We start from the raw sequence: 16930 nt of genomic DNA, 5'->3' as shown, positions 1-16930 counted from the left end.
TAATCGCGATGACGGCCAGCGGTTTCTGACCGACCAGTCAGAGGTCGCTGCCTCGCTGGCCATTCGCCGCTGTGCTATCGTTGCGGCATCATTTCGGTAAGATCCAAGAGAATCCCTGCATGAAGGTGTCTGTCTGGGCGGCAGAGCGCGTGGTTGGCTGCAAGCACGCGTTGCTTGTCGGCCTGCTCTGGTTGTTGACGAGCGTGGCCGTCGCACAACCGCAAGCGCCGACGGGCATGGCCGAACAACGCGCCAAATCTGTCACCCAAGTCGTGCTGGGCATCCTCAGTTATGCTCGCTGGCCGGTAGAGCCTGCGCAATTGCGTCTGTGCATCGTCGGCCCTACCGAATACACCGACGACCTGGTCAAAGGCACCACTCAAGCCACCGGCCGACCGGTTGTCGTGCGCCGCTTGCTGGCCGATAACCCGGCCATCGTCAGCGAATGCAATGCCGTGTACATCGGCAAGCTCACCGCCGATGAGCGCAGTCGCCTGTTCGCCGCATTGATCGGACACCCGGTGCTTAGCATCAGCGAAGCCGACGACCAATGCACGGTCGGCAGTCTGTTCTGCCTGCGCGTCGGCGACGAGCAGGTGTCCTTTGAAGTCAATCTCGACTCCGTTGCCCGCAGTGGCGTGCGCATTCACCCGAGCGTGCTGCAGTTGTCGCGCCGTAAATCGGCGGCCCCATGAAATTGTTCAGATCGAATAAGCGCTCCACGTTGGGCTCGGTACTGGGCCGTGGACATTTAACCGTGGCATTACTGGCGGTAGCGATGGCCAGTGTCTCGCTGACGCTGCTCGGTGTTTTGGCGCTGCGGGTTTATGCCGACCACAATCTGCATCTGATCGCCCGTTCGATCAGCTACACCGTCGAAGCCGCGGTGGTGTTCAACGACAAAGCGGCGGCGACGGAAGCGCTGGAAATGATCGCCTCGACCGAAGAAGTCGCCGACGCGCAAGTACTGGACGCTCAGGGAAAATTGCTGGCGCGCTGGCATCGCGCGGAAAACGGCCTGTTCTCCGATCTGGAAATGCAGATCACCCGCGCCCTTCTGGAAAAACCGATCAGCCTGCCGATCGTGCATCAAGAGCATGAAATCGGCCGCATCCTGCTCACCGGACACGGCGGCAGCCTCATGCGCTTTCTGCTGAGCGGTCTGGCGGGGATCATTCTTTGCACCGCGATCAGCGCCTTTGTGGCGATCTATCTGGCCCGTCGGCAACTGCGTGAAATCATCGGCCCGCTGCGCAGCCTCGCCACCGTGGCCCACGCCGCGCGCAGCGAACGGGCGCTGGATCGCCGCGTGCCACCGGCGCAAATCGCCGAACTGGACAACCTCGGCAACGACTTCAATGCCCTGCTCGACGAACTCGAATCCTGGCAGAGCAACCTGCAAAGCGAAAACGAAACCCTCGCGCACCAGGCCAGTCACGACAGCCTTACCGGTCTGCCGAACCGCGCCTTTTTTGAAGGCCGCTTGATGCGTGCCCTGCGTAACGCCAGCAAGCTCAACGAGCGCGTGGCGGTGCTGTTTCTCGACAGCGACCGTTTCAAAGGCATCAATGACAATTTCGGCCATGCCGCCGGCGACGCAGTGCTGGTGGCGATTGCCAATCGTGTCCGCGCACAGTTGCGTGAAGAAGATCTGGTCGCGCGATTGGGCGGTGACGAGTTCGCCGTGCTGCTCACGCCGTTGCACAAGATCGAAGATGCCGAACGCATTGCCGACAAAATTCTCGCCAGCATGGACACGCCCATCACGTTGCCCGGCGACACCAGTGTCGTGACGTCGCTCAGTATCGGCATCGCGGTTTTCCCTGATCATGGCGCCACCCCCGGCGCCCTGCTCAACGCTGCCGACGCGGCGATGTATCAAGCCAAGCGCCTCTCCCGTGGCGCGCAATTCACGGCCGGGTCGGAGCACCCGGTCGATCCCGTTCAAACCAGGAGCTGATTCCCGTGTTCAAACTTCCATTTCGATTGTTCTCCGCCGTGCTGTTGATGGCCGTATTGGCCCTGACCGGTTGCCAGACCGCGCCGCAAAAAGGCCTGACCCCGGCGCAAGTCGCCGTGCTCAAACAACAAGGTTTCGAGCTGACCGATGAGGGCTGGGAATTTGGCCTGTCGGGCAAAGTGCTGTTTGGCAGCGACGTCGAAAGCCTGAACAATCAAAGCACCGAAATCGTCGAGCGCATCGGCAAAGCCTTGCTCGGTGTCGGCATTGAACGCGTGCGAGTCGATGGCCACACCGATGCATCGGGCAAAGAAACCTACAACCAGCAACTGTCGCTGCGCCGCGCGAAAAGTGTGGCCGCCGTGCTCAGCACCGTCGGCATGAAGCAAGAGAACATCCAGCTGCAAGGCCTGGGCAGCAAAGACCCGGTGGCTTCCAACAGCACCGCCGCCGGCCGCACGGAAAACCGCCGGGTGTCGATCGTGGTCAGCGCCGACTAATCGGCGAACTGCATCTCGCGGGTCTCGCCCATCAACAGACCCTGATTCTGTTCAGTCACCTCGCGAATGTAATCCCACAACAAAGTAATCCGCTTCAACTTCCTCAAATCCTCCCGGCAGTACATCCAGAACTGCCGGGTGATGTTGATTTCCTCCGGCAGCACCGGCAGCAAGCGCGGATCCTGCGCGGCGAGGAAGCACGGCAGAATCGCCAGTGAGCGGCCTTGCTGCGCTGCGACGAATTGCGCGATCACGCTGGTACTGCGTAAATTCGCGTGGGCACCGGGCAGCACGTTGGCCAGGTAGAGCAGCTCCGAGCTGAACGCCAGATCGTCCACATAACTGATGAATTGATGCTTGCCCAAATCTGCCGGGCGGCGGATCGGTGGGTGTTTGTCCAGATAGTCCTGGGTTGCGTAGAGCTGCAAACGGTAGTCGCAGAGTTTGCAGCAGACGTACAGCCCGTGTTCCGGGCGTTCGAGGGCGATGACGATGTCGGCCTCGCGTTTGGACAGGCTGATGAAGTGCGGCAGCGGCAGGATGTCCACCGAGATCGCCGGGTAGGCGTCGACGAAATGGCTCAGTTGCGGGGTGATGAAAAAACTGCCGAAGCCTTCGGTGCAGCCCATGCGCACGTGGCCGGACAAGGCGACGCCGGAGCCTGAAACCTGCTCGCAAGCCATGTGCAACGTGCTTTCAATCGACTCGGCATAACCGAGCAAACGCTGGCCTTCGGCGGTCAGGACGAAACCGCTGGTGCGCGACTTTTCAAACAGCAGCGTGCCGAGCGCCGCTTCCAGCGAACTGATCCGTCGCGACACCGTGGTGTAGTCGACGGCGAGCCGTTTGGCGGCAGTGCTGGCCTTGCGGGTGCGGGCGACTTCGAGGAAAAACTTGAGGTCGTCCCAGTTCAGCGAGCCTAGAGAGGTGATGTTTTTTTGCATGATGGACGGGCTTATATGTGCGTTCTTATTAGAAGTTTGCACATCTATACTCCAAAAACAGTCCGACAACCAATTCGTGACACACGCCTCATCTCAAGGCGAACCCTTCGCCTTGGCTCCTACGATAAAAACAAGTTTCGGAGACCAGCATGAACGCATCGCTTACGCCCAACGAAACCACGCTGCAGAAGGTCAAGCTGCTGATCGACGGCGAATGGGTCGAATCGCAGACCACCGAATGGCACGACATCGTCAACCCGGCCACTCAACAAGTACTGGCCAGAGTCCCGTTCGCCACCGCCGCTGAAGTCGATGCCGCTGTCAGCGCCGCACAGCGTGCCTTCCAGACCTGGAAACTGACTCCGATCGGCGCGCGGATGCGCATCATGCTCAAGCTGCAAGCGCTGATCCGCGAACACTCCAAACGCATCGCCGTGGTGCTCAGCGCCGAGCAGGGCAAAACCATTGCCGACGCCGAGGGCGATATTTTCCGTGGCCTGGAAGTAGTTGAGCACGCTTGCTCCATTGGCACCCTGCAAATGGGCGAATTCGCTGAAAACGTTGCGGGCGGTGTTGATACCTACACCTTGCGCCAGCCAATCGGCGTTTGCGCCGGCATCACGCCGTTCAACTTCCCGGCGATGATTCCGCTGTGGATGTTCCCGATGGCCATCGCTTGCGGCAATACGTTTGTGTTGAAGCCTTCGGAGCAGGATCCGCTGTCGACGATGTTGCTGGTTGAGTTGGCCGTCGAGGCGGGCGTTCCGGCGGGCGTGTTGAATGTGGTTCATGGCGGTAAAGACGTGGTCGATGGCCTGTGCACGCACAAGGACATCAAAGCGGTGTCCTTCGTCGGTTCGACCGCCGTTGGCACTCACGTTTACGATTTGGCCGGTAAGCACGGCAAGCGCGTGCAATCGATGATGGGCGCGAAAAACCACGCTGTGGTGCTGGCCGACGCCAATCGCGAGCAAGCGCTGAATGCCTTGGTCGGCGCCGGTTTCGGTGCGGCCGGGCAACGTTGCATGGCCACTTCGGTGGTGGTGCTGGTTGGTGCGGCGAAACAATGGTTGCCGGATCTGAAAGCGCTGGCGCAGAAACTCACCGTCAATGCCGGCAGCGAGCCGGGCACCGACGTTGGCCCGGTGATCTCGAAAAAAGCCAAGGCACGAATTCTCGACCTGATCGAAAGCGGCATCAAGGAAGGCGCCAAGCTGGAACTGGACGGCCGCGACATCAAGGTGCCGGGTTACGAGCAAGGCAACTTTGTCGGCCCGACCCTGTTCTCGGGCGTGACCACCGACATGCAGATCTACACCCAGGAAATCTTCGGCCCGGTGCTGGTGGTGCTGGAAGTCGACACCCTTGATCAAGCCATCGCGCTGGTCAATGCCAACCCGTTCGGTAACGGCACTGGCCTGTTCACCCAGAGCGGCGCAGCGGCGCGTAAATTCCAGACGGAAATCGACGTCGGCCAGGTCGGCATCAACATCCCGATTCCGGTGCCAGTGCCGTTTTTCAGCTTCACCGGTTCGCGCGGTTCGAAACTCGGCGACCTCGGCCCGTACGGCAAGCAAGTGGTGCAGTTCTACACGCAGACCAAAACGGTCACGGCGCGCTGGTTCGACGACGACAGCGTCAACGACGGCGTGAACACCACCATCAATCTGCGCTGAGGATCGGCCATGAAAATCGCATTTATCGGGCTGGGCAACATGGGCGCGCCGATGGCGCGCAACCTGATCAAGGCTGGCCATTCGCTGAACCTGGTCGACCTCAACAAAACCGTGTTGGCGGAACTGGAACAACTCGGCGGCAGCATTCGCGCTTCGGCGCGTGAGGCGGCCGAGGATGCAGAACTGGTGATCACCATGCTGCCGGCGGCTGTGCATGTGCGCAGTGTCTGGTTGGGTGAGGACGGCGTTTTGGCCGGGATTGGCAAAGGCGTGCCGGCGGTGGATTGCAGCACAATCGATCCGCAGACGGCGCGTGATGTGGCTGCCGCTGCCGCCAAACAAGGCGTGGCCATGGCGGATGCGCCGGTGTCTGGCGGTACGGGCGGCGCGACGGCCGGGACGTTGACCTTTATGGTCGGCGCCACGCCAGAACTGTTCGCCACCCTGCAACCGGTGCTGGCGCAGATGGGCCGCAACATTGTGCATTGCGGTGAAGTCGGCACCGGGCAGATCGCCAAGATCTGCAACAACTTGCTGCTGGCGATTTCGATGGTTGGCGTCAGTGAAGCGATGGCGCTGGGCGATGCGTTGGGGATTGATACGTCGGTGCTCGCCGGGATCATCAACAGCTCGACCGGACGTTGCTGGAGTTCGGAGATGTACAACCCGTGGCCGGGGATTGTTGAAACGGCGCCGGCTTCGCGGGGGTACACCGGTGGGTTTGGTGCGGAATTAATGCTGAAGGATTTAGGCCTGGCGACGGAAGCAGCGCGTCAGGCACATCAGCCGGTGGTGCTTGGCGCGGTGGCGCAGCAGTTGTATCAGGCGATGAGTCAGCGTGGGGATGGCGGGAAAGATTTCTCGGCGATTATCAATAGCTACCGGAAACCGCAGTAACTGTTCAAAAATTTGAGGTGGAAGGGCTTTTTGTGGCGAGGGGATTTATCCCCGTTGGGGTGCGTAGCAGCCCCCTGCAGTGTGTCAGGTAAACCGAGTGCTCAGGTTTTGCGACTGCTGCGCAGCCGAGCGGGGATGAATCCCCTCGCCACAGGAATCTCTATTTCCATAGGGATCATTGGGGTGTGTTTAAAAATTTGCAGTAGGTGTTGCCGGGAAATCACGTCGGGTGATTTCCCGGCTTTTTTGTGCCAAAAAAAGATCGCAGCCTGCGGCAGCTCCTACAGGAAACGTATCTCTGTAGGAGCTGCCGAAGGCTGCGATCTTTTGCTTTATCAGGCAAACACGAAATACTTACGCACCGTCTCAACCACTTCCCACGTACCTTTCATCCCCGGCTCAATGACAAAGATGTCGCCAGCACGCAAGTGAATCGGCGCCATGCCGTCCGGGGTGATCACGCAGTAGCCTTCCTGGAAATGGCAGTATTCCCACTTCACGTATTCCACGCGCCACTTGCCCGGCGTGCAGATCCACGTGCCCATGATCTTGCTGCCGTCTTCGCTGGTGTAGGCGTTGAGGTTGACGGTGTGCGGGTCGCCCTCGAGTTTTTCCCATTTGCAGGCATCGAGTACCGGCAGCGGGTGGGTGTCGCGCAGAACGGTGATTGGGGCGGTCGCGGTCATGGGAGCTCCGGGCAGAAGGAATTGAAGTCGCACCGTATAGCGCCCGGGCGCTGCCCAGTTGTCTGGGGTCGACATCGAGCTGCTCAGAAACGCGCGCACGTTCAGAGTTTTTCCAGCGGCTGAATCTGTTTGGATGAAGTCTGCCCCTTAGGGGAGAGTCAAGGCGTGTAGCAGGGCTTTGGCGTAACCCGGCAGGGCGGTGAAGTCCTTGGCGCAGAGCATCAAGGTGCGACGCGCCCACGGTTCGTTGAGCGCAACGCTTTTGAAGCTGCGTGGCGCCGCGCGTTCGATGGCCGCCAGTGGCACGATGGCGAGCCCGGCGCCACGGCTGACCATACGCATCACGCCGTCGAAACCGTCGGCGCGGATACGCACCTGCATGCGGGCGCCGCTGTGCAGGGCCTGTTCTTCGAGATAGATCGCCAAAGCGCTGTTGGCGCTGAGTCCTACAAAATCGTGGTGCAACGCATCGCTGAAACTGACCTCGTCGGCGTCAGACAACGGGTGATCGAGGGGCAGAATCAGTACCAGTGGATCATCGCGAAAGGGTTGGGTTTGTAGGTCGCGGGTGTCTACGGCGTCGGAGACTATACCGAGATCCGCCGCGCCTTCGCGCAAGGCGTGGGTGATGCGCGCACTCGGCAGTTCCTGCAAATCGATGTCGAGATTGGGGTGATTGCGCAGGAAATCGGCGAGCACTTCCGGCAGGTATTCAGTGATCGCCGTCGTGTTGCACAGCAGCCGCACCTGGCCTTTGACGCCTTGGGCGTAGTCGGCGAGATCCTGCTGCATACGTTCGGCTTGTTGCAGGAGGATGCGCGCGTGATGGGCGAGGGCTTTGCCGGCGGGGGTCGGGGTGACGCCACGGCGACCGCGTTCGAGGAAGTCGGTGCCGAGCGAGGCTTCCATGGCGCGGATTCTGGCGCTGGCGGCGGCAAGGGATAAATGGCTGCGCGCGGCGCCGGCGGTGATGTTGCCGGTGTCGAGGATGTGCAGGTAGAGGCGCAGGTCGGTGAGGTCGAAGTGCATGTCGGCAGCCGGTTTTTGTGGTGTTTAGGCCGGCCCCATCGCGAGCAGGCTCACTCCTACAGGTTTTGTGTTCGCCACCGATCTAATGTAGGAGTGAGCCTGCTCGCGATGAGGCCAGAAGCTTCAAAAAAATTTAAGCCTCTTGCTCTGGAAGAGGCACCCTCAGTATATGGCAGATTTTCAGCCAACCTCGACTGGCGCACAGTACCGCCATGAACACACTCACAGACTTCTACCAATACCTGGGCCTGACCCTGTCCCTGCTGGTCATCGCCACCTTCATCCTCGCCGGCCTGATCAAAGGCATCATCGGTCTCGGCCTGCCCACCGTCGCCATGGGCCTGCTCGGTCTGGCTATGGCGCCATCGCAGGCAGCCGCGTTGTTGATCATCCCGGCTACCCTGACCAACCTCTGGCAACTGGCATTCGGCGGGCATTTAAAAGGCCTGATCAAACGCCTCTGGCCGATGCTGTTGATGATCTTCCTCGGCACCGGCATCGGCACGTTGTGGATCGGCATGGCCGGGGGACATTGGGTGGTACGCGGGCTCGGCGCGGCGTTGCTGTTGTATGCGCTGAGCGGATTGTTCCTGCCGACGCTGAGCGTAAATCCCCGCCACGAACCCTGGCTCGGCCCGGTCTGCGGTGTGATCACCGGCGTCATCACTTCAGCCACCGGCGTCTTCGTGATTCCGGCGGTGCCCTACCTGCAAGCACTGGGTTTGAACCGTGATGAACTGGTGCAAGCACTCGGCCTGTCCTTCACCGTTTCGACTCTGGCGCTGGCCGGCGGTTTGCTCTGGCGCGGCGCACTCGGCGGCGGTGAATTGAGCGCCTCGCTGCTGGCGCTGATCCCCGCCGTGCTGGGCATGTTGCTCGGCCAATGGCTGCGGCAACGCATCAGCGCCGTATTATTCAAACGGGTTTTCTTCATCGGTCTGGGCGCGCTCGGCGCCCACTTATTGATCAGCGGTTAGCCGAGGCTGCGCTGAGCATGTCGATGGCGCGAATGTCGAAATCGCGTTCCAGATAGTCCATGCGCTCGGCGAAAAACGCCTTCATGTGCGGCAGACTCGAGTGCACATCCAGGTGTGCCTGGCTCTCCCAGATCTCGTAGAAGAGAAACAGCGACGGATCTTCCTTGTCGCGCAGCATGTGGTACTCGATGCAACCGGGCTCGGCGCGGCTCGGTTCAACATAAGCGCGGAACAGCGCTTCAAAGGCCTCGGCTTTTTCCGGGCGGGTCTTGGCGTGCAGGATAAAACCCTGGCGTTCACTCATCACAACGACTCCTCAAATACAGATGGCCGAGCATGCTATGGCAACAATCTGTGTTCGATTCGTGCTTTTTGGTCAAAAGAATTTTGCGCAATCACGGCTTATTCCGCGCGAGGCAGATGGTTAACCTGCCGCCATTCCAGTTTCCCTTCTCCACCCAGCCGGAATGGCTGCGCCGAGGCTTTCTCATGAAAAAAGTATTGTTGCTGAATGGCGGTAAAAAATTCGCCCACTCTGATGGTCGTTACAACGCCACCCTGCACGAAGCCGCGCTGAGCGTGCTGGATCGCGGCGGTTGTGATGTCAAAACCACCTTCATCGATGAGGGCTACGACGTCGCTGAAGAAGTGGCGAAATTCCTCTGGGCCGACGTGATCATTTATCAGATGCCGGGCTGGTGGATGGGCGCGCCGTGGACGGTGAAAAAGTACCTCGACGAAGTCTTCACCGAAGGCCACGGCAGCCTCTACGCCAGCGATGGCCGCACCCGCTCCGATGCGTCGCAGAAGTACGGCAGCGGCGGTCTGATTCAGGGCAAGCAATACATGCTGTCGCTGACCTGGAACGCACCGCAGCAAGCTTTCGATGACCCGACCGATTTCTTTGAGGCCAAAGGTGTTGATGCGGTGTACTTCCCGTTCCACAAGGCCAACGAGTTTCTGGGCATGACCGCGTTGCCGACGTTTTTGTGTGTGGATGTGATGAAGCGTCCGAACATCGAAGGTGATGTGGCGCGTTATGAGCAGCATCTGACCGAGGTGTTTGGCCTTAAGGCTTGAGTGGTTTAGGGCTACTATCGGTGGTAACAGCAAAAGATCGCAGCCTGCGGCAGCTCCTACAAAGTTCACATGTAGGAGCTGCCGAAGGTTGCGATCTTGGCGATCTCAAAGAGGACACCCGTGAAAGCCAGATCCGATGAGTTGCAGATTTTCGTCTGCGTGATCGAGTGCGGTTCCATCTCCGCCGCTGCGGAGCAGGTCGGGCAAACACCGTCGGCCGTCAGCCGCACGCTGTCGAAGCTGGAAGCCAAACTCGACACCACGCTGATCAACCGCACCACGCGGCGCATGGATCTGACCGAGGAGGGCAAGTACTTTTTCGAGCACGCCAAGCTGATTCTCGATCAGATGGATCAACTCGAAGAACGCCTGTCCTCACGCCAGCAAACTCCGTCCGGGCGTTTGCGCATCAACGCGGCGTCGCCGTTCATGCTCCACGCCGTCGTCCCCTACATCGACGAATTCCGCCGGCTCTACCCGGACATTCAGCTAGAACTGAACAGCAATGACCTGATCATTGACCTGCTGGAACAAAGCACCGACATCGCCATCCGCATCGGCACCCTTGCCGATTCGACGCTGCACGCACGTTCGCTCGGTTGCAGTCCGCTGCTGATCGTCGCCAGTCCTGCGTATCTGGAAAAGCACGGCGCGCCGCAGCAAGTCGCTGATCTGAGCGAACACATTTTGCTCGGCTTCACTCAGAACGAAGGCCTTAACCAATGGCCGCTGCGCTATGTGCACGGCGATCGCTGGCCGATCACCCCGGCGATCAGCGCCTCCAGCGGCGAGACTGTGCGGCATCTGGCGCTGGAAGGGCAGGGCATCGCTTGCCTGTCGCACTTCATGACCATCGACGACATCCGCGCCGGCCGTTTGAAAGTCCTGCTCGGTGAATTCAACAGCGGTTATCGCCAGCCGATCAACGCGGTGTACTACCGTAACTCGCAACTGGCGCTGCGCATTCAGTGCTTCCTCGACTTCATCCAGAGCAAACTCGCCGCCTACGCCAGCGCCGATTTCAAAGGCTGATTCGTGACCTCTGCGCAAGAGTAAATTGGGCGGGAGCGGGTTTTTCCCCCGGGCTCACGGGCCGATACTCGTCCCATCACTTACTCACGCAGGGAGTTTCTCCATGAACGTATTCGTCACCGGCGCTGCCGGTTTTATCGGCGGCTCGATCGCTACCGGTCTGGTTCAGGCCGGGCACAACGTCACCGGCCTGGTGCGCAGCGCTGAACAAGCTGATGAGCTGAAAGCACTCGGCATCACCCCGGTTATCGGCACACTCGACGACCAAGCACTGCTCGCCGAACAGGCCCGCGCCGCCGACGCCGTGATCAACGCCGCCAGCAGCGACCATCGCGGCGCGGTGGAAGCGTTGCTCGATGCTTTGCGCGGTACCAACAAAGTGTTCCTGCACACCAGCGGTTCGAGCATCGTTGGCGATGCGTCGGGCGGCAAGTCCAGCGACGTCATCTACTACGAAGACAATCTGCCGGAGCCGACCGTCGATAAAGCCGCACGCGTGGCCATCGACAACTTGATCCTCGCAGCGGCGAAGGACGGCGTGAACTCCGCCGTCATCTGCAACACGCTGATCTACGGGCATAGCCTGGGCGTCAAACGTGACAGCGTGCAGTTGCCGCGATTGCTCAAACAAGCGCGCAAAAGCGGTGTCGTTCGCCACGTCGGCACAGGCCAGAACATCTGGTCCAACGTGCACATCGAAGACGTCGTTGCCCTTTACCTGTTGGCGCTGACCAAAAACGTTCCGGGCACTTTCTACTTTGTTGAAAGCGGCGAAGCGTCGTTTATCGACATGACCTCCGCCATGGCCGCAGCGCTGAACCTGGGCCAACCGCAAGACTGGCCATTGAAAGACGCTGAAGCCGAATGGGGCTATGAAATGGCCAACTATGGCCTCGGTTCCAACAGTCGTGTGCGCGGCAAACATGCACGCGAAATACTGGGCTGGACGCCGAAGCGCACGTCAGTGGTTGAATGGATTCGTAACGAAATGGTTTAACCAGCGTTAAAGCCCGGCGGGCTTGGCGATCAATCCTCTAAATGGCTGCCTTCGGGTGGCCGTTTTCGTTTCAGGTTTTGCTCTCCTGATATGCCGGATCTATGGTGCCTTGAACATTGTGAGTTCAGAAGGGACAGGGATGACTGATCGTTACGACGCTGAGGGAGCGCAGGGCAGCTTTCAATCGGGTTCGAATGAACAAGTGTTGAGCAATAAGCTGGGAATAACTGATTCTGAGGACATGGAGGACGCAGAGCTGATTCTGCTGGAAAAGCTTTATCAGTCCGTGATCATCGAGCATTTGCCCGCTCGTTCAATAACTGTTCAGGATTTGAAGGACTGGCATCGATATTGGCTGGGGAACATCTACCTTTGGGCTGGTGATGTTCGCAGTGTGAACCTGGGCAAGGATGATTTCTTTTTCGCTGCTGCAGCGCAGATTCCTCGATTGCTCGATGGCTTTCAAAAGGACTGTCTTGCCAAGTACACACCGTGCAAACCGGATTTGGATGAGAACCTGATTCACGCTATTGCGGTAACGCACGTCGAGTTCATCCTGATTCATCCGTTTCGAGAGGGTAATGGACGCTTGTCGCGATTGCTGGCGGATGTCATGGCGGTTCAGGCGGGCTACGTACCGTTGGACTACAGCAGTTGGGAGCGAAACAGAGAGGCTTACTTTGCTGCCATCAACCAAGGTCTGAATTGCAACTACGAACCCATGAAGTACTGGGTGAGGCAGGCATTGTGGACTTGAGTGGATGGCTTTACTTCGCTAGGGCGAGGTGCAGGAACTTGCTGGATTTTAGCTTTAGCTTAAGTTCGATCACTTCAACACTCTGGCCGGTTTCAATGGCTGTCGAACTGGCAATCGAGCGAATTAGCGCCTCGGCTGTCAGCTTCTTTCTGGTGCGGTGTGTGGTTGTCATGGCAGTTATTCCATAAGTGTCGTTGCCCGAGTATAGCGCCTGATTCAATCCTCAGAACATCGCTGCCCCGTGGGAGCCGGCTTGCCAGCGATAGCGATTACTCAGTCAGCCTCTACGTTGAATCTGCAACCGCCATCGCCAGCAGGCTGGCTCCCACAGGTGTCCGCATTTTGACTGAAGGAATGCACTCAAACTGTAGGAGCAAAGCTTGCTCGCGAAAGCGCTGTGTCAGTCGACAGAAATGTTGGATGTGACATCGTCTTCGCGAGCAAGCTCAGCTCCTACAGGTCTTGTGTGGACATGAAAATTCGCTGGGTGGATTTTCATTAATCGCGACAAAACATATCTATTTACGACATCTCTTACCTCTCCACGAAAATTACTTTCATGCGGTTTGAAATCTCGATCTCGAAATGATTTATGAGTTTCACAACCCATTCGAACGTGACCCTTTCGAGGAGTACCGCATGACGCCTGACTTCGGCTATTGGCTGCTGGTTTATGCAGCCGTTGCCATCATTGCTTTGATCGTGTTGATCGCCCGTTACCGGCTTAATCCGTTCATTGTCATTACCTTGATTTCCATCGGCCTGGCGCTGGTGGCCGGGATGCCGGCCTCCGGGGTTGTCGGGGCGTATGAGGCCGGGGTGGGCAAGACGCTGGGACATATTGCGCTGGTGGTGGCGCTGGGGACGATGCTCGGCAAGATGATGGCCGAGTCCGGCGGCGCCGAGCAGTTGGCGCGCACGTTGATCGATAAATTCGGCGAGAAGAACGCGCACTGGGCGATGGTCTGCATCGCGTTTCTGGTCGGTTTGCCGCTGTTCTTCGAGGTCGGTTTCGTCTTGCTGGTGCCGATTGCGTTTACCGTGGCGCGCCGTGTGGGTGTGTCGATTCTGATGGTCGGTTTGCCGATGGTCGCCGGTCTGTCGGTGGTGCACGCGCTGGTGCCGCCGCACCCGGCGGCGATGCTGGCGGTGCAGGCCTATCAGGCGTCGGTCGGGCAGACCTTGCTCTACGCGATTGCCATCGGCATTCCGACGGCAATCATTGCCGGCCCTCTGTACGCCAAATTCATCGTGCCGCGCATTCATTTGCCGGCGGATAACCCGCTGGAAAGACAATTCCTCGATCGCGAACCGCGCGACAAACTGCCGGGTTTCGGCATCACCATGGCGACCATTCTGTTGCCGGTGGTGTTGATGCTGATCGGTGGCTGGGCCAACCTGATTTCCACGCCGGGCAGCGGTTTCAACCAGTTCCTGCTGTTCATCGGCAACTCGGTGATCGCGCTGTTGCTGGCGACGTTGCTGAGTTTCTGGACGCTGGGTATCGCTCAGGGTTTCAGCCGTGAATCGATCCTCAAGTTCACCAACGAATGCCTCGCGCCAACGGCCAGTATCACTTTGCTGGTCGGCGCTGGCGGCGGTTTGAACCGCATTCTGGTGGATGCCGGTGTGACCGATCAGATCGTCGGCCTCGCTCACGAATTTCACCTGTCGCCGCTGATCATGGGCTGGCTGTTTGCAGCGCTGATGCGCATCGCCACAGGCTCCGCGACCGTGGCCATGACCACCGCATCGGGCGTGGTCGCGCCGGTGGCCATTGGTCTGGGATATCCCCACCCTGAGCTGTTGGTGCTGGCGACCGGCGCCGGGTCGGTTATCTTTTCCCACGTCAACGACGGCGGCTTCTGGTTGATCAAGGAATACTTCAACATGACGGTCGCCCAGACTTTCAAGACCTGGACTGTATTGGAGACCCTGATTTCGGTGGTCGCTTTTGCAATGACCCTCGGTCTTTCTTACCTGCTGTAACCGGAGCCAGCCGTCATGGACATCCTTTATCAGATCCGCGCCCGTCAGGATTTCTTCAGCGCCGGCGAAGGCCGTATCGCCCGGCTGATGCTCGACGACGTCGGTTTCGCCGCGAGTGCCAGCCTCGAAGACCTCGCGCAACGCGCCGAAGTCAGCACCGCCACGCTGTCGCGTTTCGCCCGCACGGTTGGCTGTCGTGACCTGCGTGATCTGCGTCTGCAACTGGCCCAGGCCAGCGGGGTTGGCAGCCGTTTTCTCGACCCTGCCGGTACGCCCGAGCAGTCAGCTTTCTACGGGCAAATCGTCGGCGATATCGAAACCACCTTGCGTCAGCATCTGGCCGGTTTCGATGAATCACGCTTCGCCGATGCAGTGAGATTGCTCGGCCAGGCGCGGATGATTCACGCCTTCGGCATGGGCGGTTGTTCGACCCTGTGCAGCGATGAATTGCAGGTGCGGCTGGTGCGCCTCGGCTATCCGGTGGCGGTGTGTCATGACGCGGTGATGATGCGCGTCACCGCCGCCAGCCTCAACGCCGAACAAGTGGTCATCGTCTGCTCGCTGACCGGCATCACCCCGGAGCTGCTCGAGACCGTCGAACTGGCACGCAACTACGGCGCACGCATTCTCGCCATCACCCGCGCCGACTCGCCGCTGGCCGAACTGGCCGACGTCGTGCTGCCGCTGCAGAGCGCGGAAACCTCGTTCATTTTCAAACCGACGGCGGCGCGCTACGGCATGCTGCTCGCCATCGACGTGCTCGCCACCGAGCTGGCGCTGGCCAATCCTGAAGACAATCAAGAACGTCTGCGGCGGATCAAACTGGCCCTCGACGAATACCGTGGCGGCGACGATCACCTGCCGCTGGGAGACTGACATGTTGTACGACACCCTGATTCGCAACGCCTTGATCATCGACGGCAGCAACACGCCCGGCTACCAGGCCGACGTGGCCATCCGCGATGGCCGTATCGAGCGCATCGGCGATTTGTCCGAGGCCACGGCGACCGAAGAAATCGACGCCGCTGGCCGCGTGCTGGCGCCGGGTTTTATCGACGTGCACACCCATGACGACACGGTGGTGATTCGTCAGCCAGAGATGCTGCCAAAACTCAGCCAAGGCGTGACCACGGTGATTGTCGGCAACTGCGGGATCAGCGCCTCGCCCGTGAGTTTGAAAGGCAATCCGCCGGATCCGATGAACCTGCTCGGCACGGCGGCGGCGTTCGTTTATCCCCGTTTCAGCGATTACCGCGCGGCAGTCGAAGCGGCGAACACCACGCTGAACGTCGCCGCGCTGATCGGCCACACGGCGCTGCGCAGCAATCATCTGGATGACCTGTTGCGCACTGCGACACCCGAAGAAATCGCCGCGATGCGCGAGCAATTGCGTGAAAGCCTTGAGGACGGTGCGTTAGGTTTATCCACAGGTCTGGCCTACGCCAGCGCTTACAACGCGTCCACCGATGAAGTGATGCAACTGACCGAAGAACTCACGGCATTCGGCGCGGTGTACACCACCCATTTGCGCAGCGAATTCGCCCCGGTTCTGGAGGCGATGGGCGAGGCGTTTCAGATCGGTCGTCACGCCAAATCGCCGGTGATTATTTCCCACCTCAAGTGTGCCGGCGTGGGTAACTGGGGGCGCAGTCCTGAGCTCCTCGCTTCATTGGAAGAGGCCGCGAAAACCCACCCGGTCGGCTGCGATTGTTACCCGTATGCGGCGAGTTCTTCGACGCTGGATTTGAAGCAAGTCACCGATGCGCATCGCATCACCATCACCTGGTCGACGCCGCACCCGGAAGTCAGCGGTCGCGACTTGATCGACATCGCTGCGGAATGGAATCTGCCGCTGCTTGATGCCGCGAAACGCTTGCAACCGGCGGGTGCGGTGTACTACGGCATGGACGAGGCGGATGTACGAAGAATCCTCGCTCATCCGCTTTCGATGGTCGGTTCTGACGGACTGCCGGAAGATCCGTTCCCGCATCCACGCTTGTGGGGCGCGTTCCCACGGGTGTTGGGCCATTTCAGTCGCGACGTCGGCCTGTTTCCGCTGCACACCGCTGTGCACAAGATGACCGGGCTGTCGGCGGCGCGGTTTGGTTTGAAGGCGCGCGGCGAGATTCGTGAAGGGTATTGGGCGGATCTGGTGTTGTTCGATCCGGCGACGGTGCGTGATGTCGCGGATTTCAACGATCCGCAAAGAGCGGCGCAGGGCATTGACGGGGTTTGGATCAATGGCGTGTTGAGTTACCGCGACGGGCAGGCAAATGGGCGCAGGGAAGGGCGGTTTCTGGCGCGGGACGGGGATTTACGCAAAGGGTTTCATCAGTCGAAATCCCCCCTATAGGAGCTGCCGAAGGCTGCGATCTTTTGATCTATGTCTAATAGTGGCAATCTGAG

18 protein-coding genes are annotated in these 16930 nt (G+C 59.6%); 13 read left to right on the top strand and 5 right to left on the bottom strand.

Going from position 1 to position 16930, the window contains the following annotated elements; all coding sequences use genetic code 11:
• Positions 1-119 precede the first annotated feature (119 nt).
• The 3 genes from ACP3TY_RS21875 to ACP3TY_RS21865 are packed head-to-tail and all read left to right on the top strand — an operon-like array spanning position 120 to position 2460.
• On the top strand, positions 120-695 hold the full coding sequence (locus ACP3TY_RS21875) for a YfiR family protein (protein ID WP_159812829.1): 576 nt from the start codon (positions 120-122) through the stop codon (positions 693-695).
• On the top strand, positions 692-1960 hold the full coding sequence (locus tag ACP3TY_RS21870) for a diguanylate cyclase domain-containing protein (RefSeq protein WP_426618471.1): 1269 nt from the start codon (positions 692-694) through the stop codon (positions 1958-1960). Before ACP3TY_RS21875 ends, ACP3TY_RS21870 begins: the two co-directional genes overlap by 4 nt.
• Positions 1961-2007: 47 nt before the next feature.
• Positions 2008-2460, top strand: a complete 453-nt coding sequence (locus ACP3TY_RS21865) for an OmpA family protein (protein WP_426620512.1) — start codon at positions 2008-2010, stop codon at positions 2458-2460.
• On the opposite strand, the gene ACP3TY_RS21860 is transcribed toward ACP3TY_RS21865, so the two are convergent.
• Complete coding sequence (locus ACP3TY_RS21860) at positions 2457-3404, bottom strand: LysR family transcriptional regulator (protein WP_426618470.1); 948 nt, start codon at positions 3402-3404, stop codon at positions 2457-2459. The genes ACP3TY_RS21865 and ACP3TY_RS21860 overlap by 4 nt on opposite strands.
• A gap of 149 nt (positions 3405-3553) precedes the next feature.
• On the opposite strand from ACP3TY_RS21860, the gene ACP3TY_RS21855 reads away from it, so the two are divergent.
• Both ACP3TY_RS21855 and mmsB read left to right on the top strand, forming a co-directional pair.
• Positions 3554-5080: a CoA-acylating methylmalonate-semialdehyde dehydrogenase gene (locus ACP3TY_RS21855; RefSeq protein ID WP_400648894.1), complete on the top strand. Its 1527-nt coding sequence runs from the start codon at positions 3554-3556 to the stop codon at positions 5078-5080.
• A 9-nt stretch (positions 5081-5089) separates the two neighbouring features.
• Positions 5090-5977 (top strand): 3-hydroxyisobutyrate dehydrogenase, encoded by an 888-nt coding sequence (mmsB, locus tag ACP3TY_RS21850; RefSeq protein ID WP_212544191.1) that lies wholly within the window; start codon positions 5090-5092, stop codon positions 5975-5977.
• A 335-nt stretch (positions 5978-6312) separates the two neighbouring features.
• On the opposite strand, the gene ACP3TY_RS21845 is transcribed toward mmsB, so the two are convergent.
• Together ACP3TY_RS21845 and ACP3TY_RS21840 are read right to left on the bottom strand one after the other, a co-directional pair.
• A complete protein-coding gene (locus ACP3TY_RS21845) occupies positions 6313-6663 on the bottom strand; it encodes a cupin domain-containing protein (RefSeq protein WP_103303269.1) in 351 nt (116 codons plus the stop codon).
• A gap of 147 nt (positions 6664-6810) precedes the next feature.
• Positions 6811-7692 (bottom strand): LysR substrate-binding domain-containing protein, encoded by an 882-nt coding sequence (locus tag ACP3TY_RS21840; protein ID WP_426618469.1) that lies wholly within the window; start codon positions 7690-7692, stop codon positions 6811-6813.
• Between the two features lie 212 nt (positions 7693-7904).
• Between ACP3TY_RS21840 and ACP3TY_RS21835 the strand changes: the two genes are divergently transcribed.
• Entirely contained in the window at positions 7905-8669 is a 765-nt protein-coding gene (locus ACP3TY_RS21835; protein ID WP_426618468.1) for a sulfite exporter TauE/SafE family protein, read from the top strand.
• Here ACP3TY_RS21835 and ACP3TY_RS21830 read toward each other — a convergent pair.
• Positions 8659-8973, bottom strand: a complete 315-nt coding sequence (locus ACP3TY_RS21830) for a putative quinol monooxygenase (protein ID WP_426618467.1) — start codon at positions 8971-8973, stop codon at positions 8659-8661. The genes ACP3TY_RS21835 and ACP3TY_RS21830 overlap by 11 nt on opposite strands.
• A 185-nt stretch (positions 8974-9158) precedes the next feature.
• Between ACP3TY_RS21830 and ACP3TY_RS21825 the strand changes: the two genes are divergently transcribed.
• The 4 genes from ACP3TY_RS21825 to ACP3TY_RS21810 all read left to right on the top strand — a co-directional run bounded on the left by ACP3TY_RS21825 (position 9159) and on the right by ACP3TY_RS21810 (position 12535).
• Positions 9159-9749, top strand: coding sequence for an NAD(P)H-dependent oxidoreductase (locus tag ACP3TY_RS21825; RefSeq protein WP_053117939.1), 591 nt, complete (start codon positions 9159-9161; stop codon positions 9747-9749).
• Between the two features lie 120 nt (positions 9750-9869).
• Positions 9870-10781, top strand: a complete 912-nt coding sequence (locus ACP3TY_RS21820) for a LysR substrate-binding domain-containing protein (RefSeq protein WP_426618466.1) — start codon at positions 9870-9872, stop codon at positions 10779-10781.
• 103 nt (positions 10782-10884) lie between these two features.
• A complete protein-coding gene (locus tag ACP3TY_RS21815; protein ID WP_426618465.1) occupies positions 10885-11778 on the top strand; it encodes an NAD-dependent epimerase/dehydratase family protein in 894 nt (297 codons plus the stop codon).
• A 139-nt stretch (positions 11779-11917) separates the two neighbouring features.
• Complete coding sequence (locus ACP3TY_RS21810) at positions 11918-12535, top strand: Fic/DOC family protein (RefSeq protein ID WP_426618464.1); 618 nt, start codon at positions 11918-11920, stop codon at positions 12533-12535.
• 10 nt (positions 12536-12545) lie between these two features.
• Here the strand turns inward: ACP3TY_RS21810 and ACP3TY_RS21805 are convergent, their stop codons facing one another.
• Positions 12546-12707, bottom strand: coding sequence for a hypothetical protein (locus ACP3TY_RS21805; protein WP_426618463.1), 162 nt, complete (start codon positions 12705-12707; stop codon positions 12546-12548).
• A gap of 467 nt (positions 12708-13174) precedes the next feature.
• On the opposite strand from ACP3TY_RS21805, the gene ACP3TY_RS21800 reads away from it, so the two are divergent.
• The 3 genes from ACP3TY_RS21800 to ACP3TY_RS21790 are packed head-to-tail and all read left to right on the top strand — an operon-like array spanning position 13175 to position 16877.
• Entirely contained in the window at positions 13175-14524 is a 1350-nt protein-coding gene (locus tag ACP3TY_RS21800) for a GntP family permease (protein WP_159812847.1), read from the top strand.
• A 15-nt stretch (positions 14525-14539) separates the two neighbouring features.
• Positions 14540-15400 carry a MurR/RpiR family transcriptional regulator gene (locus tag ACP3TY_RS21795; protein ID WP_426618462.1) on the top strand — a complete coding sequence of 287 codons (861 nt, stop codon included), beginning with the start codon at positions 14540-14542 and terminating at the stop codon, positions 15398-15400.
• Between the two features lies 1 nt (position 15401).
• Positions 15402-16877: an N-acyl-D-amino-acid deacylase family protein gene (locus ACP3TY_RS21790; RefSeq protein WP_426618461.1), complete on the top strand. Its 1476-nt coding sequence runs from the start codon at positions 15402-15404 to the stop codon at positions 16875-16877.
• Positions 16878-16930 lie beyond the last annotated feature (53 nt).

The organism is Pseudomonas rustica, from assembly GCF_049959085.1.
GTDB classification, from domain to species: Bacteria; Pseudomonadota; Gammaproteobacteria; order Pseudomonadales; family Pseudomonadaceae; genus Aquipseudomonas; species Aquipseudomonas rustica.
The sequence above is the reverse complement of the archived record's forward strand: the minus strand, read 5'-3'. Positions and strand labels throughout refer to the sequence as shown.

Coding starts and splice junctions, on each gene's coding strand:
- ACP3TY_RS21875 (WP_159812829.1), top strand. CDS start 120: ATGAAGGTGTCTGTCTGGGCGGCAGAGCGCGTGGTTGGCTGCAAGCAC.
- ACP3TY_RS21870 (WP_426618471.1), top strand. CDS start 692: ATGAAATTGTTCAGATCGAATAAGCGCTCCACGTTGGGCTCGGTACTG.
- ACP3TY_RS21865 (WP_426620512.1), top strand. CDS start 2,008: ATGGCCGTATTGGCCCTGACCGGTTGCCAGACCGCGCCGCAAAAAGGC.
- ACP3TY_RS21860 (WP_426618470.1), bottom strand. CDS start 3,404: ATGCAAAAAAACATCACCTCTCTAGGCTCGCTGAACTGGGACGACCTC.
- ACP3TY_RS21855 (WP_400648894.1), top strand. CDS start 3,554: ATGAACGCATCGCTTACGCCCAACGAAACCACGCTGCAGAAGGTCAAG.
- mmsB (WP_212544191.1), top strand. CDS start 5,090: ATGAAAATCGCATTTATCGGGCTGGGCAACATGGGCGCGCCGATGGCG.
- ACP3TY_RS21845 (WP_103303269.1), bottom strand. CDS start 6,663: ATGACCGCGACCGCCCCAATCACCGTTCTGCGCGACACCCACCCGCTG.
- ACP3TY_RS21840 (WP_426618469.1), bottom strand. CDS start 7,692: ATGCACTTCGACCTCACCGACCTGCGCCTCTACCTGCACATCCTCGAC.
- ACP3TY_RS21835 (WP_426618468.1), top strand. CDS start 7,905: ATGAACACACTCACAGACTTCTACCAATACCTGGGCCTGACCCTGTCC.
- ACP3TY_RS21830 (WP_426618467.1), bottom strand. CDS start 8,973: ATGAGTGAACGCCAGGGTTTTATCCTGCACGCCAAGACCCGCCCGGAA.
- ACP3TY_RS21825 (WP_053117939.1), top strand. CDS start 9,159: ATGAAAAAAGTATTGTTGCTGAATGGCGGTAAAAAATTCGCCCACTCT.
- ACP3TY_RS21815 (WP_426618465.1), top strand. CDS start 10,885: ATGAACGTATTCGTCACCGGCGCTGCCGGTTTTATCGGCGGCTCGATC.
- ACP3TY_RS21810 (WP_426618464.1), top strand. CDS start 11,918: ATGACTGATCGTTACGACGCTGAGGGAGCGCAGGGCAGCTTTCAATCG.
- ACP3TY_RS21805 (WP_426618463.1), bottom strand. CDS start 12,707: ATGACAACCACACACCGCACCAGAAAGAAGCTGACAGCCGAGGCGCTA.
- ACP3TY_RS21800 (WP_159812847.1), top strand. CDS start 13,175: ATGACGCCTGACTTCGGCTATTGGCTGCTGGTTTATGCAGCCGTTGCC.
- ACP3TY_RS21795 (WP_426618462.1), top strand. CDS start 14,540: ATGGACATCCTTTATCAGATCCGCGCCCGTCAGGATTTCTTCAGCGCC.
- ACP3TY_RS21790 (WP_426618461.1), top strand. CDS start 15,402: ATGTTGTACGACACCCTGATTCGCAACGCCTTGATCATCGACGGCAGC.